Genomic DNA, 25,986 nt, shown 5'->3' on the forward strand with positions numbered 1-25,986 from the left:
CCCCTATGCCGTAGCGTCCTTGCTCTTTCATTCGGGTGGAGAGGGTGAGGGTCCAGGCGAACCGGCACCGTCAAAAGGCGGGTCTTCGAGAGACCAAGCAAGGGAGAGAAATGAATGAAAAAGATGATGACGGCGCTTGCAGCCTTCACGCTTGTCACGACCATGTCGGCATGCACCAAGACCGAGGACACCGAGGCCACTGCGGAAGCAGGCAGCATCGCAGGTGACTGGCTGATCGATCTCGACAGCGCACAGTTCGAAAACGACAACCGCGACTTCGTGCTCGCCGACGGCAAATGGGAATGCAACAGCTGCACCCCGCCCTACAGCGTCACTGCAGATGGCGAATGGCAGGAAATCGACCGTCCGGGTGCCGATAGCCAGATGATCGAAATCGTCGACGACCGCACCGTAAAAACGGCTACAAGGCTCGGCGACAAGGATCTCGGCAACGCCACCTGGACCGTTTCCGAAGACGGCCAGACCATGAAGGTCGCATTCACAGACCTTTCCGGCGACACACCGGTCAACGCTTCGCAAAGCTTCAACCGCACCGAAGCTGGTCCTGACGGCTCCCATGCCCTGTCTGGCAAATGGTCGGTAGGCGACATGGCTGAGATGGACGATGCCGGTCTTCGCTTCAGCTATGGCCTCGACGGCAATACCTTCACCAGCACCGGCAATGGTAGGAGCTGGACGGCGGAACTGGGCGGCGAGCCTGTGCCCATCGAAGGCAACAACTCGAACGTGATGGCCGCCATCGAGCGGACTGGCGACAATACCTACCGCCAGACCTTTACGCGCGACGGAGAAACGCTCTCCACCACCGATATCACTATCGATGGCGACACGATGAACGGAGTTTCGACCGATGCACGCGACGACAGCGTCGTGCGCTGGTCCGCGACCCGTCAGTAATTTGCCCTGAACCGTAAAGGCCCGGCCCGCTTCGTGCGGGTCGGGCTTTTCAGTATCCGCGCGAGACGGCGAAAAGCGCGGCTTGCGTCATGGCTGCCCTCGCCTTCCCGTCGGGAAAGATCGAAAGCGCATCGATGGCACGCTGGGCGAAGTGACGCGCCCGGGCCTTGGTATCGGCGACGGCATTGTGGCGGTCGATCAGGCGGATCGCCTCGTCGAGATCCGCATCCGACGTACGGAAACCGCCGATCGCTGCTTTCCAAAATTCGCGCTCTTCCTCGCTGCCTCGCGCATAGGCAAGGATGACAGGCAGCGTCATCTTGCCTTCGCGGAAATCGTCGCCGCGATCCTTGCCCATCTGCGCTGCATCGGCATCGTAATCGAGCGCGTCGTCGACCAGCTGGAAGGCAACACCCAGATTGCGGCCATATTCGTCGAGCGCCTGCTCCTCTTCCTCGCTGCATTCGGCCACAACCGCCGCGATACGGCTTGCAGCGGCGAACAGTGCGGCGGTCTTGGCGCGGATGATGTGGAGGTAACGTTCCTCGCTGGTGTCGATCTTGCGCTGGGCGGTGAGCTGGTCGACCTCGCCCTCGGCAATGATCGCGCTGGCACCAGACAGGATCTTGAGCACCTTGAGGCTTCCGTCCTCGGTCATCAGCTCGAAACTGCGACTGAACAGGAAATCGCCCACCAGCACGGTCGCCGGATTGCCGAAGATGATGTTGGCTGCGGCCTTGCCGCGCCTCAGATCGCTGCCGTCCACGACATCGTCGTGGAGCAAGGTCGCCGTATGGATGAACTCTACCGCAGCGGCGAGCTTGTGGTGGCGCGTGCCGGTATAGCCCACCAGTTCCGCCCCCGCTAGCGTCAGCATCGGCCGCAGGCGCTTGCCTCCACCCGAAATCAGGTGCCCGGCCAGCGCCGGAATGAGCGGCACTTCGCTCTGCATGCGGTCGAGAATGACCTGGTTGACCGCATTCATGCCCTGCGCGGTCAGCGCGAGCATCGGCTCGATCGAGGCCTCTGGGCCCTTGCGCGGGAGGGGAACGATGTCGGCTGTCATGTCAGCTTGGCCATGTCCTGCCTAAGCTTTCTTGGCAAGAGCCGCTTTGGCGCTAAGTTGGCAAGCAATGACGCAGGACGCGCAACAGACCGCCGCCGAAGACGCCACGCTGGCAGGCTTCCGCAAGAGCATCGACAATATCGATGCCGCGCTGATTCACATGCTGGCGGAGCGTTTCCGCATTACGCAGGCGGTGGGTGCCTACAAGGCGAAAGCCACGCTCCCTCCCGCCGATCCGGCGCGCGAGGCCGAGCAGATCGCGCGGCTACGCCGGTTGGCGGAAGAGAGCGAACTCGATCCCGAGTTCAGCGAGAAGTTCCTGCGCTTCATCATCGACGAAGTCATTCGACACCACGAGCAGGCCCGCCGAGAGGGAAGTTAGTCTTCGTCCTTCTTGGACTTCGCGGGCTTTTCCGCGCGCCTGGTCGTTGACTGGCCGCGCGACTGGGTCCGTTCGGAACGCGCCTGTTCCCGCGCCTGACGGGCGAGGTTCTGCCGCGGTTGGGCAGGCCGTGCCACCACCGGAGCCGCGCGCCGTGTCGGGGTTGCAGCGGGAGCAGCAGTTGCCTGCTGGCGACGCGTAGGCGCGGTTGCCGTATTCCCGCGCTCTGCACGGGGAGCCACGCCCGACCTGCGACCGCTTTCCTCTCGCTGTCCGCGACGTTCTCGCGCGCCAGCTTCTGCAGCCCGGCGAACCGCTTCCTCGGCAAACCTGCCGTCGCGCCGCTCGCGGCGTTCGGCAACGGGTTCACCGTCTCCGCGCCTGGCTTCGCGGCGGCCGTCACGGTCTTCGCGATTGCCGCCGCGGCGGCCATGGTGATCTCCGCGGCGTCCGTCGTGATCCCCGCGGCGCGCATGGCGGCGCTGGTCGCGATAGACACCGTCGTGGTCGCGACTGTACCCACCCCAGTTGTCGCGCAGGGTCCTAACGCCGCTGCGTCGTACCATCCAGTAATGGCGATGGCGATCGCTCCAGCGGTGACGATGCCCGCGGCGATCGTAGACGTAATAGCCGGTGCCGGGGTAATAGTAGTCCTCGTACCAGCCGTAATAGTGATTGTCGTAATAGGGATCGTAATAATCGTCGTAATAGCCGACGCCGACCGACACGCTCGAATGACCGTACGGGTCGTTCACGATGGTACATCCGGACAGCCCGAGCCCTACAAGCCCGATGAACCCCGCCCTCACTGCGATTGGCGCCGCGCGCCCGCTGATCTTTTTCTCGTCCATAGGCCGTTACGTAAGCACGACGAATTGAACCATTTCTGAACCTAACTGCCTGCTCTCGGCAATCTTAGTTTCACCATCAGCCCGCCCAGATCCTCGCTTTCGCCCAATTCGACCTCGCCCGCGTAGATTTCCGCCACGTCGCGGACGATAGCCAGGCCGAGCCCTGTTCCCGGCTTTCCCGTATCGAGCCGGGCGCCGCGATCGAAGATACGGATGCGTTCCGCCGCCGGAATGCCCATCCCGTCGTCTTCGACCCAGATGGTGCAGTTGTCATAATCGAGCGGATCGGCATCCACGGTGACGAACACGCTGCCGCCGCCGTACTTGGCTGCGTTCTCGATCAGATTGCCGAGGATTTCGTCAAGATCCTGCCGCTCGATCGCGACCACGGCGGTCTTATTGCCGTCGAGATCGAAGCGGGTTTTCTCGTAGATGCGAGTCACTGCGCGCAGCACGCTTTCCGCACTGGGCCAAACTTCCGCGCGCGCATGACCGGTTGCCCGGCGACCGACCGCCCGTGCCCTGGCAAGGTGGTGCTCGACGTGGCGCTGCATGGTCTTGGTCTCGCGGCACACGAGGTCGGACAGCTTGGGATCATGCGCCGTCGCGGCATTGGTCAGCACCGTGAGCGGCGTTTTCAGGGCATGGGCGAGATTGCCCGCATGCGTACGCGCCTCCTCGGCCTGCTTTTCGCTATGCGCGAGGAGCGAGTTGATTTCGTCGACCAGCGGTTCGACCTCGAGGGGAAGCGGCTCCTCGATCCGGTTCGCACCTTCGGAACGCATCGACTGGATGGCCGCCCGCACACGGCGCAGGGGCGAAAGGCCGTAATAGCTTTGCAGCGCCGCCATGATGAGCAGGCCAAGCCCGAGCACCGCGAAACTCCATACGAGGATCGAACGGATGCGCGCAATTTGCGCGTCCAGTTCCTCGGTCGCCGAAGCCACCGTGAAGGTCCAGCGCGTGTCGCTGTCGGGAAGGATGATATTGCGCTCGACAACGCGCAGGGGCTCTTCGGGAAACTGCTCGCTGTCATAGAAATGCGGGAGGGCGTCGACATGGTCGCCCTGCACATCGAGCGTCCGGTCCCACAGGCTGCGGCTGGGATAAGGATCCTTTCCCGGCCCGCTGATCTGCCAGTAGACGCCCGAATTGACTTCGAGGAAGCGCTGGTCGCCGAGTGACCGGTAGAAACGTACATCGCCCCAGTCATCGACCTCCGCCGATGCGATCAGGGCGGTGAGGACATACTCGAGCTGGTCGTCGAAATTTGCCTGGACCTGACGCGTCAGCGCGCGTTCGAGCGCAAAGCCCCCGCCCAGTAGCAGGACTGTGATCCAGATGGCGGCAATCGCCATCATGCGTTTCGCAAGACTGCGCTGCGGTGCCGCCTGCGTTGCGAGGGTTACCGGAGCGCCGTCGGCAGGCGCACCGGCGGCGTCGAGCGGAGAACCCGCCGCCGCCCTCGCCCCGGCGCCATCTTCAGGATGCGCGGGGTTGGTCAGCGGGGTCGTCGAGGCTGTAACCGAGGCCACGGATGGTTGTGATCACTTCCGCACCGAGCTTCTTGCGGATGCGGGTGACAAAGACTTCGATCGTGTTCGAATCGCGATCAAAATCCTGATCGTAGATGTGTTCGATGAGTTCGGTGCGGCTAACCACCTTGCCCTTGTGGTGCATGAGGTAGGAGAGCAGCTTGTATTCCTGCGCCGTAAGCTTGACCGGCTCGCCGCCCAGCGTGACGCGGCCCGAACGCGTATCGAGGCGAACACTGCCGGCAGTCAGTTCGCTCGAGGTGTTGCCCGAGGCGCGGCGGATCAGCGCACGCAGCCGGGCGATCAGTTCTTCGGTCTGGAACGGCTTGGCAAGGTAATCATCCGCGCCCGCATCGAGGCCGGCGACCTTGTCGGACCAGCTGTCGCGAGCGGTCAGGACCAGGACGGGGAACTTGCGCCCTTCCTTGCGCCACATGCCGAGCACGGTCAGCCCGTCGATCTCGGGCAGGCCGAGGTCGAGGATGACGGCATCGTAATCTTCTGTAGACCCGAGGAAGTGCCCATCCTCACCATCGGTCGACAAATCGACCGCATAGCCGTTCTGCTCCAGCGTGCTTTTCAGCTGCTGGCCCAGTGTTGGCTCGTCTTCGACGATCAGGATTCTCATGAATTGCTTTCCTCGATAATTATCTTGCGCGTGTTGTTCATGTACATGAACGCGTCAAGATGAACGAGGTTTCTGATAGTGCAAATCGGCGTCAGAGTTACCGACTGCTGCGGAGGATGCGACCCGTCCGCGCATCGACATCGACGTAGAGCACCTTGCCTTTTTTGATGAACTTCAGGCGGTAGGCCATCGCGGTCGAATCATAGTCGAAACCGAGATATTCGGCATCGCCCATGCGCGGCAGGACGCGATTTTCGATCTCCCGCGCGCGCAGGATATTGCCCGCACGCATTTCCTTGCGCGCTTCGCCCTGGTCGGAGCGACGCTGCGCTTCGGCCGGAGCCGCACCAACTGTTGCAGCAATCGGCCCGGCGATGAGGCCGAAGGCGAGCAAAGAGGCGAATACCTGTTTCATGATGGTCTTGTGACTAACCCGGGACCATTGAACAAGGTGTGAATGTTGACGTTCACACCCGTTCAGCGAACCATCTCGTACTTGACCTGCACGGTTACACCGGTCCCTACTTCACCCGGTTCGATCGGGGTCGAGGCATCCGCCGCCGCTTCCATTCGCGCACCGGTGACCACGATCGGACCGCGACCATAGGATTGAAAGCTTTCGGATATTTCGAGCAGGCGAACGCCCGAATAGCCGGCCATCCGCGCATAGTTCTCTGCCATGGCCTTGCCGCTGGCAAAAGCGCCAGCACGGGCGCGGGCTTTCGCATCCGCATCGTCCTCAAGCATGAAATTGGGGCCATGGATATTGTTGGCACCAGCCGATACCAGCGCATCGAGCACTTCGCCCGCACGCTTCAAATCGCGCAGTTTCACATTGACCTGGTTGTGGACCGTATAGCCTGAAAAGCTCTGCTCTCCGGTCTCCCGATCGTGGCGGTAGTCGGGATTGAGGTTGAAGTTCGAGGTCTGGATGTCCTTGCGGTCGATCCCGAGCGCCTTCATCCGCTGGACCAGCCGGTCCATCGCCTGCGCATTCTGGCGAACGGCTTCCTGCGCGGTCGCAGCCCGGGTGACGACCCCTGCTCCGATCTGCGCGACATCCGGCGCCGACTGGACGATTTCCTGCACGGTCAATTCGACCACCGGACCTTGCGAGGCGATTTGCACCTCGGCGGCTCGCGCAGCCATCGGCATGGCAGCGGTCATCATCAGGGCGGGAACGACAAAACGTAGCATAAGCGACTCTCCTCTGGTCGGACGCAATGTCCACTTCGCCGGTTTACGCGCGGCTGAACGGGGAAGTTCCGATATCGCTTTCGCTTGGAGGCATTGCGCGTTAGCCAAGCCGCACAAGGGGGATACAACATGATCCGACTGCCCAAGCTCGTGCTCGCCGCGGTGGCCGCGATAACCGCCATGCCGCTCGCTGCCCAGATGGAGCGCGTGCCCGACCGCACCGAGGGTGATGGCCCCTACCCCACGCTGATCGTCTCGGGAGCGACCATGGTCGAAGGCTCGGGCGCGCCGCCGATGGGACCGGTCGACATCGTGATCGAAAACAACCGTATTGCGGCGATCCATCCCGGCGCCGCACCGGATGACATTCGCGCCAAGGCAGGCCGCATCATCGACGCGAAGGGCATGACCGTAATGCCCGGCTTCGTCGACACGCACGGGCACAATGGCGATCCCATGAAGGCCGCCCAGCCCTCCTATGGCTACAAGCTCTGGCTCGCCCACGGGGTGACCAGCGTGCGTGGCGTGTCGTTCTATTTCGGGCCGGGCCAACCCGATCTTGAAGATACCCGCCGCAGTGCCGCCAACACGATTACAGCCCCGCGCCTGTTCCCCTACGCCGCAATGGGCGACAAATGGCCGGGCGGAGCCATCGACAGTGCCGCAAAGGCGCGTGAATGGGTGCGCTGGGCCAAGGCACAAGGGTTCTGGGGCATCAAGTTCTTCAACTCGCTAGAACCCGATATCCTCGCCGCCGCTCTGGACGAGGCGGACAAGCAGGGCATGGGCAGCGTCGCCCACCTCGCGCAGCCCGGCGTCCAGCTGGTCAACGCCCGTAAGGCCACCAGTATCGGGATGGACGGCATCACCCATTTCTACGGCCATTTCGAGAGCCTGCTCGATGACGGGGCGCTGGTGAAGTATCCGGAAAGTTACAACTACTTCGACGAACAATCGCGCTTCGGTTGGGTCGCGCGGCTGGCAGACCAGGTGGTCGAGCCCGGCAGCGAGGAATGGGAGGAGTATATCGACTTTCTCGTCGATAGCGGCGTGACGCTCAGCCCCACCTTCAACATCTATTCCGCCAGCCGTGACGTGATGGCCGCGAAAAACCGCGACTGGCACGAACGCTATACCCTGCCGAGCCTGATGGACTTCTATGCGCCCAGCGCGACCAATCACGGCAGCTACTACAAGGACTGGACCACCGAGGATGAGGTCGCCTGGCGCAAGTTCTACCGCTACTGGTTCGACCTGACGAAGGAGTTCCACCGCCGCGGTGGCCGCGTCACTGCAGGCAGCGATCCGGGATATATCTACCAGACCTGGGGCTTCGCCTATATCGGCGAGCTGGAGATGCTGCGCGAGGCAGGACTGGAGCCGCTCGAGGTGATCCGCGCCGCGACTCTCGCGGGTGCGGAGGAAATCTACCAGTCGCGCGGGCAGGCGCCGCCCATGGGTACGATCCGTCCTGGCAAGCTGGCCGATCTCGTGATCGTTCCGGGCAACCCGCTCGACAATCTGAAGCTGCTTTACGGCACCGGCCACACCAAGCTGAATTACGAGACCGGCGCGATCGAGCAGGTCGGCGGCGTGCGCTGGACCATCAAGGACGGCATAGTCTTCGACGCGCCCGCGCTCCTCGAAGACGTGGCACGGATGGTGGAGACGCAGAAGGCGACGCGCTAACCGCTTGCGGGATGGCCCCGGCGCGACTACCTCGCGCCCCCTATGGCACAGCCACCCATCCTCAGCCTCGAAGGCATGGCGCTGCAGCAGGGCGGCAAATGGCTGTTCGGCGGGCCCGATAACGAGCCGCTCGATCTCCACATCGCTCCGCGCGATCGCCTTGCGCTGATCGGCCGCAACGGCGTGGGCAAGACCACGCTGTTCCGCATGATCGATGGCCGGATCGAAACCGATGCGGGCACACGCAAGGTCAAGCCGCATGCCAAGATCGTACTGCTCGAACAGGACCCTGACCTGAGCGGCCACGCCACGCTGATGGATTGGGCGCTCGACGGCGAGCACGCGCCGCAGGAGTTCGAGGTCGAGGCCATTGCCGGACAGCTCGGCATCGACATGAGCCGCGAGACCAAGGGTGCGAGCGGGGGCGAAAAGCGCCGCGCCGCGATCGCCCGCGCGCTGGCGCAGGAACCCGACCTGCTGCTGATGGACGAGCCCACCAACCACCTCGATCTTGGCGCGATCGACTGGCTCGAAGGCTGGCTCGAACGCTACAAGGGCGCTTTCGTCGTCATCAGCCACGACCGCACCTTTCTCAAGCGCCTGACCCGCGCAACGATCTGGCTCGACCGCGGGAACCTGCGCCGCAAGGAAGTGGGCTTTGGCGGCTACGAGGCTTGGGAGGAACAGGTCTATGCCGAGGAAGCGCGGGCCGCTGAAAAGCTCGACGCCAAGCTCAAGATCGAGGCGCACTGGCTCGAACGCGGGGTGACCGCGCGGCGCAAGCGCAACCAGGGGCGGCTCGAAAAGCTGTGGCAGATGCGCGCACAGCGGGCCTCGATGATCTCTGCCGGCGGGACGGCCAAGCTCAAGCTTGCGACCGAGGAGGACTTCAAGTCGAAATCGGTCATCGTCGCCGACAAGATCACCAAGGCTTATGGCGACCGTACGATCATCAAGCCGTTCTCCTTGCGCATCCAGCGCGGCGACCGGATTGGCATCGTCGGCGCGAATGGCGCGGGCAAGACGACGCTTCTGAAGATGCTCACCGGCGAGCTCGAACCAGACAGCGGGACGGTGGAGATCGCCAAGACGCTGACCGGCGTAATGATCGACCAGCAGCGCCAGCTCCTAACCGCCGACAAGACGGTGCGACAGGTGCTGGCCGAAGGCGGCGACTGGATCGATGTGCGCGGGGTGCGCAAGCACGTGCAGGGTTATCTCAAGGAGTTCCTGTTCGACCCCAAGATCGTCGACATGCGCGTGGGCGTGTTGTCGGGCGGCGAGCGCTCGCGCCTGCTGCTGGCGCGCGAGTTCGCCAAGGCTTCCAACCTGCTGGTGCTCGACGAACCGACCAACGACCTCGACCTCGAGACGCTCGACCTGCTGCAGGAAGTCATCGCCGATTACGAAGGTACTGTGCTGATCGTCAGCCATGACCGCGACTTCCTCGACCGCACGGTGACCATCACCCTGGGTCTCGACGGGACGGGCAAGGTCGACGTGGTCGCGGGCGGTTACGAGGACTGGCAGGCCAAGCGCCAGGCACCCATTACGGGCAAGGCAAAGGTGGAGAAGGCCGAGGCCAGGCCCGCGCCCCCTCCCCAGCCCTCCAAGCCGACCAAGCTCTCTTACAAGGACCAGCGCGACTACGAACTGCTGCCCGCCCGTATCGAGGAGCTGGAAGCGGCCATAAGCCGGGGCGAGGCGATCCTGGCCGATCCCGACCTCTACACATCCGATCCGCAGCGTTTCGCCAATGTCTCGAAGGGCATCGAGAATGCGCGCAGCGAAAAGGAAGCTGCCGAGGAACGCTGGCTCGACCTTGCCGAGCAGGTCGAGGCGCTTTGAGCCACGCGGCGCTCGCCGACGAGATCGCGGGTTGCCGCCTCTGCGCCGCCCACCTGCCCCACGGGGTCCGCCCGGTCGCAAGCTTCTCTCCCACCGCAAGGCTGCTGATCATCGGGCAGGCGCCGGGCTCGAAGGTGCACGAGACCGGGATTCCGTGGGACGATGCGAGCGGCGACCGGCTGCGCGAGTGGACCGGGCTGTCCAAGCAGCAGATGTACGATCCCGCCCGCGTTGCCCTCGTGCCGATGGGATTCTGCTATCCCGGCAAAGCGAGCGGCGGCGACAAGCCCCCGCGTCCCGAATGCGCGCCACATTGGCACGAGCGCGTGCTGCAAGTCCTGCCCCAGGACCGGTTGACGCTGCTGGTCGGGACTTACGCTCAATCCCATTACCTTCCCGAGGCACGCAAGCTGTCGATGACCGAGCGCGTCCGGCGTTTCCACGAGTTCCAGCCGTCTTTCTTCCCGCTGCCCCACCCCGCCTGGCGCAGCGCGATCTGGATGAGGCAGAACCCCTGGTTCGAGGCCGAGGTGCTGCCCGTTCTGCGCGAAGCGGTTGTTGGACATATCTAGGAATTCCGCCCTGCTATTCCGTCAGGCTGGAACACATGGAACACGGTCCTGGAGCTAAAATCTTCAGTCAGCGGATGCGGTAGAAATTCGCCACCCGGTCGAGCGCCAGCTTGAGCACCAGCTTGCCGCTGCGTGCGGGCCAGCCCAGGCCCTTTTCCGCTTCGGGCAGTGCCTCGCAGCCGCAGACGACGCGCCAGAGGATGTCTTTCAGGCCCGCCCCCGCTTCGCTCATCGCACCGTCGAACCGCGCCTTCGCCGCAAGCTGCCGTTCGGTTGGCGTCAAGCCGTCACCACCTCCGCCATCGACGCGGACCGGGTCCCAGCGCATGGTGATCGAAGGCGATAGTTGGGCGCGTTCGTAATCGGCACGCAAGCGCTCGCCTGCATCAAACTGCCGGTCGTCCAGGTGACCGCGCGCGTGCAGCCAGGTCAGAGGGCTCTCTCCAACATTCACCGTAACGGTTCGCCGCTTGCCACGCGCCGAACCGGCCTTTTTCGGTCCCACCTCGGTCAACTCGCGCTCGACCAGTTCTCTTCGCATCCCGCATCTCCTTGGTTGTGGATAGCGGGCTTGCATTCGTGCGGTTAGTGTAGGAAAGGGAATTTACCAATTCGGTTACAGGGATTTACAAAGCCGTGATCAACCGCATTCGCGATATCCGCAAGCAGAAGGGCATGACCCTCGCAGACCTCGCCGAGGCCTGCTCTCCGCCCACCACACCGCAGACGGTCGGCAGGCTCGAAACCGGGATGCGCAACCTCTCGCTCAAATGGATGGAGCGGATCGGCGCTGCGCTTGGCGTCGAGCCGGAAATGCTGGTGCGCTCGGAAAAGGCCGGACACCCGCAAGTCGTCGCGACGCTCGGCCAGTCCGGTCCCGAAGCGCTCCCCACCACCCGCGACGCCATCCTTGCCACCGATCTCGGCGGTGACGGAGCGTTGATGGTGCTGACCATCGACTATCCCCACGGCGAATACCGCCCCGGCGACCAGCTATGGCTGCGCCAGTTCGACCCCGCAGATGCGGGCCGCGCGGTAAACCGCGATGTACTGGTTCCCAAAAAGGGCGGGCGCTTCGCATTCGGTCGCCTGATCGACCGCAAGGGCAATCTTGTCGGCCTGCTGCCCCCCGGTCACGGGGAGAAGCAGCAGGTCGTCGATAGCCCTGCCTGGATCGGCGTTGCAGAGATGCTGGTGCGCCGCCTGTAACAACGGCGCCCCCGGCGTCAGACTTCCCCGCGCAGCTTCTTTTCCTGTTTGTCCGCGACGGTCTCTTCAGGGATGAAGCTGTCCGAATTCACGCCCATCCACACCAGCAGCGGCGCGGCCATGTAGATCGAGCTGTAGGTACCCACAAAGATTCCCAGCGTGATCGCGGCGGTGAGGCCGAACAGGCTGGCCGGTCCGAAGAACAGCAGCGGGATCAGCGCCACGAGCAGCGTCAGCGAGGTCATCACCGTACGCGCCAGGGTCTCGTTTACCGACAGGTCGAGCAGTTCGGGCACCGGCATCTTGCGATACTTCTTCAGGTTTTCGCGGATGCGATCATATACGACGATCGTGTCGTTGAGCGAGTAACCGATGATCGCCAGGATTGCAGCGATGATCTGCAGGCTGAATTCGAGCTGGAACAGGCTGAACATACCCAGCGCAAGGCTGACATCGTGGAACAGCGCGAACAGGCCGCCCACGCCGAACTGCCATTCGAAGCGGATCCAGATGTAAAGTGCCACACCCAGCATGGCGAGGATCAACGCGAAGACCGCATCTTCGCGGAATTCGCCCGAGACCTTGCCCGAAACGTTGTCGTTCCCGTCGAGCCGGAAATCGGGATAGTTACCCTGCAATTCGGACACGACGGCATTGGCGGCAGCCTGTGCCGCGTCCTTGTCCGCAGAGACCTCGTCGGGCAGGCGCACGCGGATAGAGACCTGGTTGTCCTCGCCGAAACGCTGGACCACCGGCGAGCCGTAACCGAGCCCTTCGATATCCGAACGCAGTTCAGCAATCGGCGCTTCAGCGCGCTCGGTAAAAGTCGCGCGCACTTCGAGGCCGCCGGCGAAATCGACGCCGTAGTTGAGGCCCTTGGTCATCACCAGCGCCCAGCTCGCAGCAATAAGCAGCAGGCTGACCACGAAGAAGGGCACGCGCCACTTGAGGAACTTGATATTGGTGTCGTCGGGGACGAGCTTGAGAAGTTTCATCGTCCGCCCTCCTTAAATGTTCAGGTCCGAAGGCCGCGCCTTGCGCAGCCATCCCGCCACCCACATCCGCGTCAGCGGAACGGCGGTGAAGACCGAAGTAAACAGGCCCACTACCAGCACCACGGCAAATCCCTTGATGGGGCCCGAACCGAAGTTGAACAGCAGCACGCCGGCAATGAAGTTGGTGACGTTGGCGTCGTAAATCGCGCGGCTGGCTTCCTTGTAACCGTTTTCCACTGCGGCAACCACGCGCCTACCTCGCTTGCGCTCCTCGCGGATACGCTCGTTGATGAGCACGTTGGCGTCGACCGCGGCGCCGATCGTGAGCACGAAACCCGCGATGCCCGGCAACGTCAGAGTTGCGCCCAGAGCGGCCATGATACCCAGCAACATGAGCACGTTTATGACGAGCGCGACCGTCGAGTAGATGCCGAATCGGCCATATGTCACCATCATCAGGACCATGACGAGCAGCGTGCCCACGCCCATGGCGAGCAGGCCCTGCCTGATCGAATCGGCGCCCAGGTCCGGACCTACCGTGCGCTCTTCCACCACCGTCAGATCGACCGGCAGCGCGCCCGAGCGGAGCTGGATGGCCAGCTCGTTTGCAGTTTCGAAGGTGAAGCTACCCGAGATCTGCGACTGGCCGTTGCGGATGGGTTCGATCATCGTCGGTGCCGAGATAACCTCGCCATCGAGGATGATTGCGAACTGGCGACCGGTGTACTTGGTCGTCATGGTGGCGAAGCGCTTGCCGCCTTCGGGATTGAAGGTGATCGAGACGACGGGCTCGTTGGTGCGCTGATCGACCGTCTGCACCGCGCCGGTCAGCGTTTCGCCATCGATACCGCCCAGACGCTGCACCACGACACCGGTACCCTGGTAGACTTCCTCGTCCGCATAGGGGAGGACTTCGCCGCCGGGCACGAAACCGCGCTCGACTTCCTCGGCAGTGGCGCCGCGCAGGACGAGCTTGAATTCGAGCTGCGCAGTCTTGCCCAGCAGGGCCTTGAGCTGCTCGGGGTCCTGGAGGCCAGGCACCTGAACAACGATGCGCGTATCGCCCTGGCGCAGCACCGTAGGCTCGCGCGTGCCCAGCTCGTCGATACGGATGCCGACGGTGCGCAGCGCGCCTTCCATGGCGGCATCGACCGCATTGTCGAGACCTGCTTCGGTCTGGGTCAGGACAAAACGCTGGCCGTCGACCACCTGCAGGTCCCATTCGCGAACCGGTCCCGTGCCGGCCATCAGCCCTTCGATTTCGCCGCGCGCGCGGTCGATGTCGCCGGCATCGTCGAGCAGGAAGCTCAAACGGCCGTTATCGGTTGAGACGTCGCCGATGCGGATTCGCGGTTCGGCGCGGCGCATTGCATTGCGGACCGCCTCTTCCATGTCTTCGAGCCGCTTTGCCGCAACCTGCTCGCGCTCTGCCTCGAGCAGGATGTGGCTGCCGCCTGCAAGGTCGAGACCGAGGTTTACGGTCGGATTGGGAAGGCTCTCAGGCCATGGCTGGTTGGTCAGCGAGAAAATCGAGGGAAGCGCTGCGAGCGAGCCGAGCAAGGCAATGCCCCAGAGCATGACCTTCTTCCAGGTCGGGAATTCCAGCATGGCGGTGTCTTTCGTCCTTGCCGAGCGATCAGTCGTTGGCGGGCTTGGCGGGCTTGGCGCTCAGCACTTCGCCGATAGTGTTCTTGACCGCGCGCACCTTCATGCCCTTGGCCAGCTCGAGCTCGACGAAATGCTCTTCCACCTTGGTGATCTTGCCCACGAGACCGCCAGCGGTAACCACCTCGTCGCCCCGCTTGAGGCCCTCGACCTTTTCGCGGTGCGCCTTCTGCTGGCGCAGCTGCGGGCGGATCATGAGGAACCAGAAAACGGCGAAGATTGCGATCCAGGGCAGGACCTGCATCCAGACCGGCGGCTGCGGGGCGGCGGCAATAAGGGTGATCATGAAGGGAAACCTGTAATTGAAGGGCGCGTCCGGTGGAGTTCAGTTGGGCGCTCCACGCGCGCAGTTCAAGCGGCGCGGGCAACCCCTCCGTCGATTAGGTGGCGCGCGGTTAGCAGCAATGCGGCAGGCGCGCAATTAAATGCCGAAGAAGTGGACATGAGAGGTGTTGCCATGCACAATCCCCCCGCCTATAGGGCCGCTTCCACTGGCTTCGGGACGTAGCGCAGTCTGGTAGCGCACCATACTGGGGGTGTGGGGGTCGCTGGTTCGAATCCAGTCGTCCCGACCAGTGGTAGTTCTTCGCATTAGCAGAATCGGGACGAGTGCTTTCCTGCATCCGGCAGGCGCACTCAGTTGCGACCTGCGCGTTCCACTTCAGCGTGGAGGGCGCTAGCCCACCGCTCGATATCGAACCTCTCGTAATAGCTACGGCGAGAAGCCTCGCGCATGGCCAACAGGTCCTTACGCTGCAGCTTGGCGAGGAAAGCTGGCAAATCCTCAAGCGAGAAGATCATTCCCGTCTCCCCCGCACGGATGAGGTCCGGCAATGCTCCGCGGTCACTGACCAGCGCCGGTGTGCCATTGCGCAGCGCTTCCGGCACCACGAGGCCGAAGCCTTCCCAGCGCGAGGGTACGATCAGCGCATCGGCCGATGCGTACCACCGGTCTATCTCGTCTTGCGGTTTGGCTCCGAGGAACTGCGCCGAAGGCGGCATCGCCGCTTCCAACTCACCCATTTCCCCGGCACCGATCATCGTCAGCCGTATGTCGGGGCGCAACGCGGCGATGTCCGTCATCGCTGAAAGCAGCAGATCGGCTCCTTTCTGCTTGTCGAACCTTCCGACAAACAAAAGGTTCAGATCGTCACCTTCCTCGCGCTGGGCGTTTTGCCCGCTCGACACTCGTGAGGGCGCAACGGCGTTTTCTATGAGCTTGTGGTTACCCCTGTAGCCCAGCCCGGCGACCAGCTTGTGTTCGTAGGACGAAATATTGATGACCGTGTCGGCAAGCCGGGGGACGTGACCCTCTACAAGCGTGACCAGCGCACTCTTCCATCCGCGGTCCTCGGTATATCGCACGATAGACCAGCCGTGGGAGCAATAGATCATGTGCGCACGCGCGCCGCACAGGCGCAGCACAGCCATCGGCAGCATGCTGAAGGTCGAATGGAAGAAGACGACGTCCGGCCGGACCCGGTAATAGGTACGCAAGCTGGCCAAAACGAATGCGCAGAAGCCGTAAAGGCCTCGCTTGCCGGGGAACGGAACCGCATCGGCCAGCTCCGCAACCGTTTCGCGGTGCCGCGCAGGAATGACGTATACGCTCTTGCGATGCGCAGGCTGTGTTTGCTCGAACAGGCAGAGGTAGGTCGCAACTCCGGTTATTGCGGTGTCGCTGACATGCATGGTCGTCGGCGAGTTCCGCTTCACTCCCTTCCCGTCAGCTCCGCGGGCATGCCCGCCGCGCAAGGCGGAAGAAATGCGCTGGAAAGTACCCGGCTTTTCGGTGGCAGTCTTCGCCATGTCGGTCGACCGTTGCATTAGGCAGATTTCAAGCGGCTCAGAAGGCGCGCGAATGCACGAGAACCTTCACCGTGGCGAGAACGATCCGCACGTCGCGCCAGATCGACCAGCCTTCGATATACTCGAGGTCGGCATTGAGCCTGTCCCTGAGGTGGCCCTCCTCCTCGGTATTTCCGCGATGCCCCCTCACCTGCGCTAGTCCGGTCATCCCCGGCTTGAGGCGGTGGCGATGCCAGTAGCGATCGTCGACTTCCCAATAGAGCTTTTCGCCAGCCCGGGCCATGACCGCATGGGGGCGCGGACCGACGATGCTCATCTGTCCTAGGAATACGTTGAGGATCTGCGGCAGTTCGTCGATCGAAGTGGCGCGAATGATGCGGCCCACTCCGGTAACGCGAGCATCGTTACGCTGGGTCAGCTGGCTCGCATCGGCATCGCACTTTGCCGCTGACATCGAGCGGAATTTGTACATGGGGAACAGGCAATTGTCCCGTCCCACCCTTTGTTGCCTGAAGAAGAACGGGCGACCGTCCTCAATCGCGATTGCTGCGAGTGTGACAAGAAAAACAGGAGCGAGCGCAACGAGCGCGAGGGCCGAAACCACGATGTCAAATACGCGCTTCAGCAACTCATCGCGCGGACGCATCGAATAACCGGCAATCTTAAGCGTGCGCCAATTTCCGAACTGCCCGGCGCCCAGCACACGCAATTCGGTTGCCTGCCTGTCGATGATATCCACCCTGACGTCGTATGCGGTCAGCAATTGCGCCCAGTCGTAGCGCTTGTCCGTTTCGCAGCTCACCACCACCCTATCGACGGGTCGCAGCATCCGACCGAGCTCATCAAGCGTGGCGGGATTGGACCGCGCCGAGTGCACGTCGAATCCGCACAGCCGTAGGCTCTGTCCGCCCGCGTAGACTCCATCGTCGAGAAAAGCGGAATCCTCGATCACCAGCGTTTGCTCGAATTCGGTGCCGTAGCGGCGCCGGTTCCTCGCCACCAGCGCCCAACGGAAGCCGATCGTCAGGCAGGCCGATATCGCCATCATATAGACGAACGACAGGCGCGAGACGGTAATTCCCGACTGGAGCAGGAACATTACCAGCAACAGTGTCGCTCCCACGACAAAGTACAAATGCAAGGTTTCAACTGCGCTCAGTCCGTACCTGACGAGACTCTGTCGCCCCGCATAATTCGTAGCGTAGGCCAGAACCGGGAGAGTGCATGCGGACAGCCCCGCGAGGTAGGAGGTCGGGTGATTGAGATCCAACCCGTTCACCCACAGTGCAACGAGCGCTCCCCACATCATGAGCAATGGCAGCGAGACAAGCAGCACCAGGCGCTGACCGGCGCGCTCGGTTCGTGACATGCCGTGACCAAAGGCCAGCTGTGCGGTTTGAAAGCCCGCGAGCGATGACTGGAAATTCATTTTGCGACCGTATTAAATATTTGAATTCGAACCCTGAGGCCTACCCGCAACCGTCCCCCCGACGCGCATACGCATCGAGCCGCCACTGGCGGCCGGGATCTTCGGATTGCGTGCATTCCCCCGAACGCATCGTGAGGTTATCCTCATCGATTGCACGGCCCGTGTAACGGAGCCGAACCAAATTGGTATAAACAAATGATAGCAATTGTTTGCTGCTGCCCGCATGTGACTTGGCAGCAACACGAATAGGTATCCGGACTGTCTAACAGACATCTTGTTTTAACAAGCCGTATCGTTTAACCGGCGCCGGCCTCGCCCAAATATCAAGTATTCCGCGCTGAAGAGCACTCCGCTGGTTTGCTCTGCGAATCTGCGCAGAGCCGCCTCACGACTACCGAGCCAATCGGATCCGGATCGGGAGCCTGGCTGGTGTTTGGACAGGGCTAAACAAGCGATAGAGACTTGGTTGGGTTGGCCCGTCGGAATGCATGAAACTGTTAGACACGTGAACACCGTCAGTATGGGCGGGGAGACGCCGCGCGACGCGCTCGATGCGCGTCCCGTACTCGATTTGCGCCAGCTATTCGGTATCGCCTGGCGGTATCACCGCGCGATTATCGCCAGCGTGTTCGGGGCTGTGCTTCTCGGACTGGTGGCGACATTCCTGATGACGCCGCGCTATACCGCTTTCGGCACGATCCAGGTCGACCAGGAAGAGCAGCGCATCCTCGATTCGCAGGAACAGGCGCCGGCCGCGAATTTCCAGGAATCCGAGCGTTTCCTCAAGACGACGGTCGATGTCCTCAGAAGCCGCCAGATGGCCGAACGCGTCGGTCGCGAACTGGATCTGTTCGAGGGGGATGCCTTCTTCGAGCTCATGCGCGCAAGCGCTCCCAATCCGGAACTCGCCAATTACGAGCAGGCGCGCAACGAGGCTATCGTCAAGCTGATCCACGACAATCTGCAGGTCTCGTTGGCCAATGATTCGCGCGTTGTCACGATCGGTTTCACCAGCCCCGATCCGGAATTCTCGGCGCGATTCGTGAACAACTTCATCACCAATTTCCTGCGCTACAACATCGAACGCCGCCTCGATAAATCGGTCTACGCCCGCGACTTCCTTTCCGAGCAACTCGAGGAGGCGCGCCAGCGGCTGCAGCGTGCCGAACGGGCCGCGAACGACTATGCGCGCAATTCCGGCGTTGTCCGCCTGCCCAGCGGAAGCGCGGACGGATCCGAAAGCACGCTGACCGCTGTCGACCTTGGGCGTTATAACGAAGCGCTGACCAATGCCCGCAACGCGCGGATCGCAGCGCAAAGCCGGTGGGAACAGGTGCGCGATGCCCCGGCCCTGGCAATCCCGGAAGTCGCCGGCAACCAGGCCCTGCAAAGTCTTTACGGTGAACGCGCGAAACTTGCCGCCAAGCTTGAACAGGAACTGGCAACCAAGCAGGCCAACCACCCGACCGTCGTGCCGATCCGGCAGGAGCTTTCCGAATACGACCGCCAGATCGAGCGCCTGACCTCGGGTGTGCGGGAATCCATCCGCGACAATTTCCTGACCGCGCAGAACCGCGAGAACGAGCTGATCCGCCGCGTGTCGGGCCTCGTGCGGGAAAACCAGCGCGAGCGCGACGATTCGGTTCAGCTCAATACGCTGCTGCGCGAGGTCGAAACCAGCCGCCAGCTTTACGACGGGCTGCTCCAGCGCTTCCGCGAAATGAGCGCCGAGGCCAATATCACCGCCAACAACGTCCAGCAGATCGACGTGGCCGAACCGCCGGTGAAGCCTTCATCGCCGCGCCTTCTTCTCAATCTCGCCCTCGCGCTTCTGGGCGGGATGGGCCTGGCCGCGGCCTATATCTTCTTCCGCGAACAGATCGACGACCGCATCCGTTCGCCTGGCGAACTGCAGGATCGCCTCGGGGTGAAGTTGCTCGGCATCACGCCTGTCCCCAAGGATGGCGCGACGCCCGAAGAAGCAATGCAGGATCCCAAGTCGCCGCTTTCCGAGGCATTCTACTCGATCCGCACCGCGCTCCAGTTTGCCGATGCCGGAGGCTTGCCGGGCAAGCTGCTGGTCACCTCCTCCCAGAAGGAAGAGGGCAAGTCGTTGACCGCCTACGGCATAGCCTGCGCGATCGGCGACCTTGGCAAGTCGGTCGTCCTCGTCGACTGCGACCTGCGTCGTCCGACGGTGCACAAGAAAGCGGGTGTCGAAAATGGCCGCGGCATGGTCGAACTGCTGACCGGCGAGGCGACACTCGATGAAGCGCTCAAGTCGGGCACCGGGCATCAGGTCAGCGTGCTTCCGGCCGGCAGCATCGCCACCAATCCGGGCGACCTGCTGGCCTCGGATAGGTTCGCTGCACTGCTTGATGACCTTGAGGCGCGGTTCGACATCGTAATCCTGGACGCGCCTCCGGTTCTTGGCCTGGCAGACGCCGTCATCCTGTCCGCGCTTCCCCAGGCGAAGACAATGATGCTCGCCGATGCGCAGGGAGCGACCCGCGGCCGCCTGCGTGGTGCGATCGAGCGGCTGCGCGCGGGCGGTGCCGACATCCTTGGTGTCGTCTTCTCCCGCTACGATCTGTCGAAGTCCAGATTTGCCAATGATGGCTACTCCTACGGCGGATACGCGTACTACGAATACGAAGCCTGAGCCGTGACACGACCCTATCCAAAGTCTGTCGGCATCTGGGCCGTGGCGGCTCTGCTTACGGTTCTGGTCCTTGTTACAGGACTGGACCGGGCCGGTGCCCCGATGCCCGGAATGGGTCCGTTTTCGCAGAGCTACCGCGCACGCGTGCTCGCCGCGCAGCTCGAGGATAGCCAACCAGCTTCCGAACAGGCCCGGCAACTGGTGCGCTATGCCCCGCTTCGGCAGGGACACCTCTCGCTTCTTGCCTTGTCGCTCGCTTACGATGGGGAGGAGGATGCGGCATCGCAGGCTCTGGCCGCCGCGCTTGCGGCCGGGTGGCGCGACACGCGCGCGCAGGGGCTCGCGGTCGAGCAGGCAATTCGCGGGAAAGAATACGCCATCGCCGCACAGCGCATCGAGGCTTTGCTTCGCAGTGATCCCGATGGCGATGTGACCCGCGCGGCACTGGCTCTGGTCGCAGCGGATGCGCCTTCGCGCGAGGCGCTGGCGGGCGCGATGGCACGGAACGAACCGTGGGCCACGGCGGCGCTTGGCGGTGCTGCCACGCTCGATGCCGGGCCCCTGCAGGACCGCCTTGCCCTCATTGATGCCGCGCGGGAAAAGGGATACCGGCCCGATCAGCTCGGTGCCCGCCGCTTTGCCCAGCGCCTGTTCGAGCGCGACCCCGCCGCTGCGTCGAGCGCCTGGACGGCCTTGCTGGGCCCCGGCGAAAGGGCCTCGACAGGCCTGTGGCAAGGCGGGTTCGCCGGCCTCGCCGATGCAGAGCTGCGCACAAGGGGACCCTTCGAATGGCGCCGTATTCCGGGCAGCCCGCTGAAGATCGGCACCGAGGGCGAAGCGCTGATGATCGACGGGCGCGCGAGCGCAGCCGATACGGTCGCGATCCAGCACCTGATGATCGAGCCGGGCGCCTATGCCCTGGCATGGCGCACCGCCGAGCGCGCTCGGGGTGAACCGGCCATCACCCTGACCCTCCAGTGCCCCGCCTCGCCCGCTTCCATGCGGCAGGGGCCGGTGCTGGAAATCGAGGGCCAGTTCGCGCGATCGGTCGAGGTCATGACCCCCTGCGCTGCCGCCCTGCGCGTCATGTCAATGTCCGGCAAGAGCGGCGAACGCAGGCTCGAGGACGTGGTGCTCGGGAGGGCGGGATGATGGAGTGGGCGCGGCGACATAAGCTGATTCTGGCCGTGTTGTGCTTCGTCGCCTTTTCTGCCTCGCTGACGATCGCGAGTAACAGGGTAAGGGTGGGTCTCATCAATTTAGTGAGCACGTCCTACGCTTATTTGTCTCGTGATGTCTCCGAGCCGCAATTTACCGTCGCACGGGTCGAAGGAACCGGACCGAACCGCATCTACCTGTTTCACGGGATGATGACCGACGAAGACCAATGGAGCGAAGCCGGACTCGAGCCCTTAGACGAAATCGACATGCAGCGCGTATACGTACGGCTTGTTGTCGACGATTCGAGTTATTTCACCGATGACGGCGCCCGGTATTGCGATGCCTTCCGGAACTGGATGAACCAAACCCAAGCCAAACTCGACGCGAAATCGCCCGCAAATCTGACTTTCGCGGCAGGCGTCAGCTACGGGGGGCTGCATTCTCTTCTGGCGGCAGCGGAGTTGGATTTCATCGACGGATTCGTCGCGCTCATCCCTTCTTTTTACGTGAGCCGAATACCGCGTTACCGGTTCCAATCGAATGATAGGTGCAAGCCGGAAAATTACGCCGACTACCCGGATGGGGCAATTTACTACATAACGAGCGACTTCGTCGGAAGCAGCGACATTATCCCTCAATTTGCCCGATCGAGAGGATTGAACGCACGCTCCTTCGATCTCGATACCCACCGGTTCGACGAAAAACTCTCCCGGGCTTCGGCGAGTTATCTCCGCGATCTGGCGGCTCGCCTTGAGACTGCAGGCGAAACGGAACAATGAGTTCTCACGCAGCCCTTCTTGATACTGCTCCAACTCGCCGCCTTAGCCTAGCCAAGCTCGGCTATTGGGCAGGTATTTCCGCAGCTTGCCTTTTGCTGCTGCGCGACGGGCTAAGCGCCGTTTGGCGATGGTCGTTGGATAGCGTTGGCCTGAGCCCTCTGTGGTTCCTGCCCGATCTCGTTGTGCTAATTGCCGCAACCTATTTTATTGCAGAGTTTGGATGGCGCGGGAGATCGCCAGTCGCGATATTCTCATTACTTCTTTTGGTGTGTTCTATTCCAATAGCCTGGCTCACCGTAGATAATTCCTTTGTGTGGATCTTGATGGCCATCAAAATGATCCTGCCGTTGGTGGCCGGATGGGCACTTGCAGGACAGTCCATCTCCAGCATCGCCTGGCTCAGCAAAACCGTCGCGATCTTTTGCGTTATCCTCTCCGTCGGCGTAATTATTGATCCCTATTTCTACTTCCCCTGGGAAGGCTTTCAGATCGTGCAGTTCGGTCAGGAGAAAACCGCCTATAAGGAATGGTGGATCAACGGCACAACGCGGGTTGGCGGTTTTGCTGGAGATTCGACCGCGACGGGGATGATCCTCGCGTTTTCGTATATTTTAATACACCGGCAGTTCAGGCCGATAGTCAGTCTGGCTCTGTGGTCGTTGATCACTTATTCGATTGTCATTACCACCAGCCGTACGGCCCTGATAGTCGTGGTCGCGGCAGGTTTTTGGGTCTTCCTCCAATCGTATGTGTCGCAGAACTTGCGGACGAGGAAAGCTCACCGGGTCTTGGCGTGCATGTCTTTCGGCGTAGTAGTTCTTCCCATTATCTTTTATTCGCTATTGGGCCCGCTTGATTTGGCAAGCGTTTCTGAGTCGCTGCGCAGCTTTGATACCCGGATCGACGAATCATGGGTCAATCCGCTGAAATTCTTGTACGAGAAATCGCCGACGGCGCTCATTTTCGGATGCGGCCTTGGCTGCATGGCTTACCCAATGGATAGTACACGTTGGGGCTTTTTCATCGCAGAGGTCGATCACTGGTGGTTATTGAGCTACCTCATGTTCGGGCTGGGCGGGGTCGTACTCGCGCTCCTGGCCTTGTTCTCCGCAGTGTTCGAGAGCGACCGGACCAAGTTGATGATCCTTTTTGCGTTCAATCTGGCCGGGTTCGCTCTTGAAATGATAGCTCCGAGTTTCATCCTTTTCTGCGGCGGTTACGCCATGAGCGCGATGCATTTGGTCCGGGTGGAAAGCAGCGCTCGCAACGCAACTCCGGTACTCACCGCAGCGTAACTACTTGGACAGTCGGAGCGCCAATTCCGACACTCCATACATTTCGCGTCGCCGGGCAACCTGTTCCACAACTTGCAATTGCTCTCGTGAATGGCCCGACAATAGCTGCTTTAGCCTTCCGGCCTCATCGTCCGCCGGTTTCTCAGGCGTCGAAAAAAGCGCCCTTTTAATCGCCTCGCGCGGAAGCAATGCACGGGCCATGGGTAACAGTGCCCTCCCCAAGCGCGAATGGTTTTGCCACTTGTCCAGCTTGCGCATCGTGGCCGAACGATAGGTTCGCGCCTCGTTCTTCCGTTCAAGCGTAGCCTGTGCGATCGGCGGGTGGTCGAGAAATTGGGCGATGCGGGCAAGCTCACCAGCAGGGTCGGAGGCCATGGCCTCCTGAGAAACTATCAGCAACTGGCCCGGCGGGACGACCGCGTCGATGGCGGCAAGATGCGACCCGACGGCAGTTCGATCGCGATAATTCACCAATAGCGGGTGCGGCGACAGGCGACCAGCGTTCTGGTCGTCCTGACCCAGCCATGCCTCCTCTGCGGTGGAATGCGTTTCGTATCCGTCGCGCAAGTTATTGACGAAAAGGGACCGCATCAGGCCAGTGGGATGGCGCACGCAAATGATGAAGCGCGCATCGGATCGCCGCTCGAGGATCGTCGAGATGGCGGAGGGCGAATAGCCATACCAAGTCGAAGCTTCGAAGGTCAGGTCTCCCGCCCCGGCGTGGGCGAATAAACGGCGATAGGCGTCTTCGCTGTCCACCCGCGGAATCCAGTCCACTTCTGGAACGAAGTAATGGGGCTCCTTCAGCTTTGCCAAACAAATGCCATCCACCAGGTCCAAGGCATCGGCAAGACTGGTGGTGCCGCATTTCGGGAAACCGATGATAAAGAAATCGGGCGTATAGTTGGATTGTGCGGCCATAAAATTTCGGGGTTGGGGCTGTTCGAAAAACGCCTATCCGGCATGGAATCGAAAGCTTTCCGATTCGAGCCCGATTTAACAGTATCCCGTGACCGAGCAACCTACCCGATGAGCAAGGCCATCAACTCACCAATGGCGATCTTTGCTCTGCGCATAGGGACGCTTGCCCTGCGCTTTGCGCTGACGATCTACATTACGAGCAGTATCGGCCTGGTAGAACTGGGCCTCTTCGGCCTCATCGTGGGAGCGGTGATGGTTACACCCTCGCTGCTGGGGCTTGGCCTCAACTTCAAGCTCGTGCGCGACATGGTCTCCGACGACATGGCCGACAGCATGGGCGTGCTGCGGCACCGGTTGCTTGCCCGCGTGGTCATGCTCTCGATCGGGACGCTCGTCGCTGTGCCCGTGTGGCTGGCCCTCGGCAACGACATCGGCGCGCTGTTCGTCCTCGCGCTGATCGTGGCCTGGGGAGAGGCGCTGGGGATGGACCTCTATCTTGCGCTGACCGCCCTCAATGCCAATTTCGCAGCCAATCTCTCGGTCGCCCTGCGCAGCGCGCTTTGGGTGCCCCTGGCGGTGGCGATGGGATTGCTGGATCCCGCATACCGGGTCCTCGAAGTGGTGATGGCAGGCTGGGCGGCCGGATCGATCGTCAACCTGGCGGCCGTCCTCTACTGGTTTTCCCGCAGGGGACTGTTCGCTCGCGCCGAGACCATCGTCAGCAAGGATTGGACGCGCAAGGCGCTCCCCCAATCAATGGCGATCTGGCCTTCGGACCTTGCGCTCGTCGCCATCACCTTCGGCGACCGGTTCATCCTTGCCGCCCTGGTCTCCGAAGCCGCGCTTGGCCTCTATGTGTTTTTCTGGACTTTCGCCAACGCGGTGCAGACGCTCGTACAAACAAGCGTGCTCACTCCTTCGCTCCCGCGCCTTGTCCGCATGCATCGCGAGGACCTCGACCAGTGGCGCAACAAGGTAACCGGCCTGGCCTTTCCGGTCGCGGGTTCTGCAATCGCGCTGTCGGTTGCGGCATTCTTCGGGATCTGGTTCGGCCACGTTTTCCTGCCGCAACTCGACTTCCCATGGGCACCGGCGCTTGCAGGTATCATCTTCATCGGCACGATACTGCGCCTGGTGGCGGACATGTTCTCCATGGCGCTCAACAGCGCAGGCAGGGTGGCAAGCTTCGCGGCGCTCAATATCGGTTATGCTGTGGCGACCCTTGCCGCTTGCTGGGCTGGAGCCATGGCGGGCGGACTTACCGGGGCCATGATCGCGATGGCGGGGGTGTCGCTCCTGTTTCTGGTCCTGCGCGCTCTGGCAGTTTCTGCCGAAGGACGCCAGGACCGGGCGGCACCCCCGCCCCGCTAATCGG

At 62.3% G+C, this 25,986-nt stretch carries 24 protein-coding genes and 1 tRNA gene; 12 read left to right on the top strand and 13 right to left on the bottom strand.

Annotation, left to right across the window (positions count from 1 at the left end):
• Nucleotides 1–114 precede the first annotated feature (114 nt).
• Complete coding sequence (locus tag K3178_RS07655; RefSeq protein WP_221570836.1) at nucleotides 115–918, top strand: hypothetical protein; 804 nt, start codon at nucleotides 115–117, stop codon at nucleotides 916–918.
• A gap of 49 nt (nucleotides 919–967) precedes the next feature.
• On the opposite strand, the gene K3178_RS07660 is transcribed toward K3178_RS07655, so the two are convergent.
• A complete protein-coding gene (locus K3178_RS07660; protein WP_221570837.1) occupies nucleotides 968–1,984 on the bottom strand; it encodes a polyprenyl synthetase family protein in 1,017 nt (338 codons plus the stop codon).
• A 67-nt stretch (nucleotides 1,985–2,051) separates the two neighbouring features.
• On the opposite strand from K3178_RS07660, the gene K3178_RS07665 reads away from it, so the two are divergent.
• Nucleotides 2,052–2,366 (top strand): chorismate mutase, encoded by a 315-nt coding sequence (locus tag K3178_RS07665; RefSeq protein ID WP_221570838.1) that lies wholly within the window; start codon nucleotides 2,052–2,054, stop codon nucleotides 2,364–2,366.
• On the opposite strand, the gene K3178_RS07670 is transcribed toward K3178_RS07665, so the two are convergent.
• The 5 genes from K3178_RS07670 to K3178_RS07690 all read right to left on the bottom strand — a co-directional run bounded on the left by K3178_RS07670 (nucleotide 2,363) and on the right by K3178_RS07690 (nucleotide 6,577).
• Nucleotides 2,363–3,217 (bottom strand): hypothetical protein, encoded by an 855-nt coding sequence (locus tag K3178_RS07670; protein WP_221570839.1) that lies wholly within the window; start codon nucleotides 3,215–3,217, stop codon nucleotides 2,363–2,365. The two genes, K3178_RS07665 and K3178_RS07670, sit on opposite strands and share 4 nt — an antisense overlap.
• Nucleotides 3,218–3,258: 41 nt before the next feature.
• A complete protein-coding gene (locus K3178_RS07675) occupies nucleotides 3,259–4,752 on the bottom strand; it encodes a sensor histidine kinase (protein ID WP_425594610.1) in 1,494 nt (497 codons plus the stop codon).
• Entirely contained in the window at nucleotides 4,700–5,380 is a 681-nt protein-coding gene (locus K3178_RS07680) for a response regulator transcription factor (RefSeq protein ID WP_221570840.1), read from the bottom strand. The genes K3178_RS07675 and K3178_RS07680 overlap by 53 nt, the downstream gene beginning before the upstream one ends.
• A gap of 97 nt (nucleotides 5,381–5,477) precedes the next feature.
• Nucleotides 5,478–5,795: a PepSY domain-containing protein gene (locus tag K3178_RS07685; RefSeq protein WP_221570841.1), complete on the bottom strand. Its 318-nt coding sequence runs from the start codon at nucleotides 5,793–5,795 to the stop codon at nucleotides 5,478–5,480.
• Between the two features lie 62 nt (nucleotides 5,796–5,857).
• Complete coding sequence (locus K3178_RS07690; RefSeq protein ID WP_221570842.1) at nucleotides 5,858–6,577, bottom strand: SIMPL domain-containing protein; 720 nt, start codon at nucleotides 6,575–6,577, stop codon at nucleotides 5,858–5,860.
• Between the two features lie 129 nt (nucleotides 6,578–6,706).
• Between K3178_RS07690 and K3178_RS07695 the strand changes: the two genes are divergently transcribed.
• From K3178_RS07695 to K3178_RS07705, 3 genes are read left to right on the top strand one after another with little or no spacing between them, the layout of a single operon-like run.
• A complete protein-coding gene (locus tag K3178_RS07695) occupies nucleotides 6,707–8,266 on the top strand; it encodes an amidohydrolase family protein (protein WP_247713650.1) in 1,560 nt (519 codons plus the stop codon).
• 42 nt (nucleotides 8,267–8,308) lie between these two features.
• Nucleotides 8,309–10,114, top strand: coding sequence for an ABC-F family ATP-binding cassette domain-containing protein (locus K3178_RS07700; RefSeq protein ID WP_221570843.1), 1,806 nt, complete (start codon nucleotides 8,309–8,311; stop codon nucleotides 10,112–10,114).
• A complete protein-coding gene (locus K3178_RS07705; protein ID WP_425594611.1) occupies nucleotides 10,111–10,686 on the top strand; it encodes a uracil-DNA glycosylase family protein in 576 nt (191 codons plus the stop codon). Before K3178_RS07700 ends, K3178_RS07705 begins: the two co-directional genes overlap by 4 nt.
• A 67-nt stretch (nucleotides 10,687–10,753) precedes the next feature.
• Here the strand turns inward: K3178_RS07705 and K3178_RS07710 are convergent, their stop codons facing one another.
• Nucleotides 10,754–11,227, bottom strand: a complete 474-nt coding sequence (locus tag K3178_RS07710) for a DUF6456 domain-containing protein (protein WP_221570844.1) — start codon at nucleotides 11,225–11,227, stop codon at nucleotides 10,754–10,756.
• Nucleotides 11,228–11,322: 95 nt separating this feature from the next.
• Between K3178_RS07710 and K3178_RS07715 the strand changes: the two genes are divergently transcribed.
• Entirely contained in the window at nucleotides 11,323–11,895 is a 573-nt protein-coding gene (locus K3178_RS07715) for a helix-turn-helix transcriptional regulator (protein ID WP_221570845.1), read from the top strand.
• 17 nt (nucleotides 11,896–11,912) lie between these two features.
• On the opposite strand, the gene secF is transcribed toward K3178_RS07715, so the two are convergent.
• The 3 genes from secF to yajC are packed head-to-tail and all read right to left on the bottom strand — an operon-like array spanning nucleotide 11,913 to nucleotide 14,841.
• Nucleotides 11,913–12,890, bottom strand: a complete 978-nt coding sequence (gene secF, locus K3178_RS07720; RefSeq protein ID WP_221570846.1) for a protein translocase subunit SecF — start codon at nucleotides 12,888–12,890, stop codon at nucleotides 11,913–11,915.
• A 12-nt stretch (nucleotides 12,891–12,902) separates the two neighbouring features.
• A complete protein-coding gene (gene secD / locus K3178_RS07725; RefSeq protein ID WP_221570847.1) occupies nucleotides 12,903–14,498 on the bottom strand; it encodes a protein translocase subunit SecD in 1,596 nt (531 codons plus the stop codon).
• Between the two features lie 28 nt (nucleotides 14,499–14,526).
• A complete protein-coding gene (gene yajC / locus K3178_RS07730; RefSeq protein ID WP_221570848.1) occupies nucleotides 14,527–14,841 on the bottom strand; it encodes a preprotein translocase subunit YajC in 315 nt (104 codons plus the stop codon).
• A 212-nt stretch (nucleotides 14,842–15,053) separates the two neighbouring features.
• Between yajC and K3178_RS07735 the strand changes: the two genes are divergently transcribed.
• Nucleotides 15,054–15,130: transfer RNA gene (locus K3178_RS07735), tRNA-Pro, on the top strand.
• 61 nt (nucleotides 15,131–15,191) lie between these two features.
• Here the strand turns inward: K3178_RS07735 and K3178_RS07740 are convergent.
• Together K3178_RS07740 and K3178_RS07745 are read right to left on the bottom strand one after the other, a co-directional pair.
• Nucleotides 15,192–16,364 carry a glycosyltransferase family 4 protein gene (locus K3178_RS07740; RefSeq protein WP_221570849.1) on the bottom strand — a complete coding sequence of 391 codons (1,173 nt, stop codon included), beginning with the start codon at nucleotides 16,362–16,364 and terminating at the stop codon, nucleotides 15,192–15,194.
• A gap of 37 nt (nucleotides 16,365–16,401) precedes the next feature.
• Nucleotides 16,402–17,793: an exopolysaccharide biosynthesis polyprenyl glycosylphosphotransferase gene (locus K3178_RS07745; RefSeq protein WP_221570850.1), complete on the bottom strand. Its 1,392-nt coding sequence runs from the start codon at nucleotides 17,791–17,793 to the stop codon at nucleotides 16,402–16,404.
• Nucleotides 17,794–18,298: 505 nt separating this feature from the next.
• Here K3178_RS07745 and K3178_RS07750 point away from each other — a divergent pair.
• The 4 genes from K3178_RS07750 to K3178_RS07765 are packed head-to-tail and all read left to right on the top strand — an operon-like array spanning nucleotide 18,299 to nucleotide 23,690.
• Entirely contained in the window at nucleotides 18,299–20,455 is a 2,157-nt protein-coding gene (locus K3178_RS07750; RefSeq protein WP_221570851.1) for a GumC family protein, read from the top strand.
• Nucleotides 20,456–20,458: 3 nt separating this feature from the next.
• Nucleotides 20,459–21,607: a hypothetical protein gene (locus tag K3178_RS07755; RefSeq protein WP_221570852.1), complete on the top strand. Its 1,149-nt coding sequence runs from the start codon at nucleotides 20,459–20,461 to the stop codon at nucleotides 21,605–21,607.
• Nucleotides 21,604–22,395 (top strand): alpha/beta hydrolase, encoded by a 792-nt coding sequence (locus tag K3178_RS07760; RefSeq protein WP_221570853.1) that lies wholly within the window; start codon nucleotides 21,604–21,606, stop codon nucleotides 22,393–22,395. The genes K3178_RS07755 and K3178_RS07760 overlap by 4 nt, the downstream gene beginning before the upstream one ends.
• The gene (locus K3178_RS07765; RefSeq protein WP_221570854.1) at nucleotides 22,392–23,690 is read left to right on the top strand and encodes a hypothetical protein; all 1,299 of its coding nucleotides are present in this window, start codon (nucleotides 22,392–22,394) and stop codon (nucleotides 23,688–23,690) included. Before K3178_RS07760 ends, K3178_RS07765 begins: the two co-directional genes overlap by 4 nt.
• Here K3178_RS07765 and K3178_RS07770 read toward each other — a convergent pair whose 3' ends face one another.
• Nucleotides 23,691–24,611: a sulfotransferase gene (locus K3178_RS07770; RefSeq protein WP_221570855.1), complete on the bottom strand. Its 921-nt coding sequence runs from the start codon at nucleotides 24,609–24,611 to the stop codon at nucleotides 23,691–23,693. It lies immediately after the preceding gene.
• A 108-nt stretch (nucleotides 24,612–24,719) separates the two neighbouring features.
• On the opposite strand from K3178_RS07770, the gene K3178_RS07775 reads away from it, so the two are divergent.
• Nucleotides 24,720–25,982, top strand: coding sequence for a lipopolysaccharide biosynthesis protein (locus tag K3178_RS07775; RefSeq protein WP_221570856.1), 1,263 nt, complete (start codon nucleotides 24,720–24,722; stop codon nucleotides 25,980–25,982).
• Nucleotides 25,983–25,986 lie beyond the last annotated feature (4 nt).

The sequence above is a fragment of the Qipengyuania sphaerica genome (genome assembly GCF_019711595.1).
GTDB lineage: Bacteria > Pseudomonadota > Alphaproteobacteria > Sphingomonadales > Sphingomonadaceae > Qipengyuania > Qipengyuania sphaerica.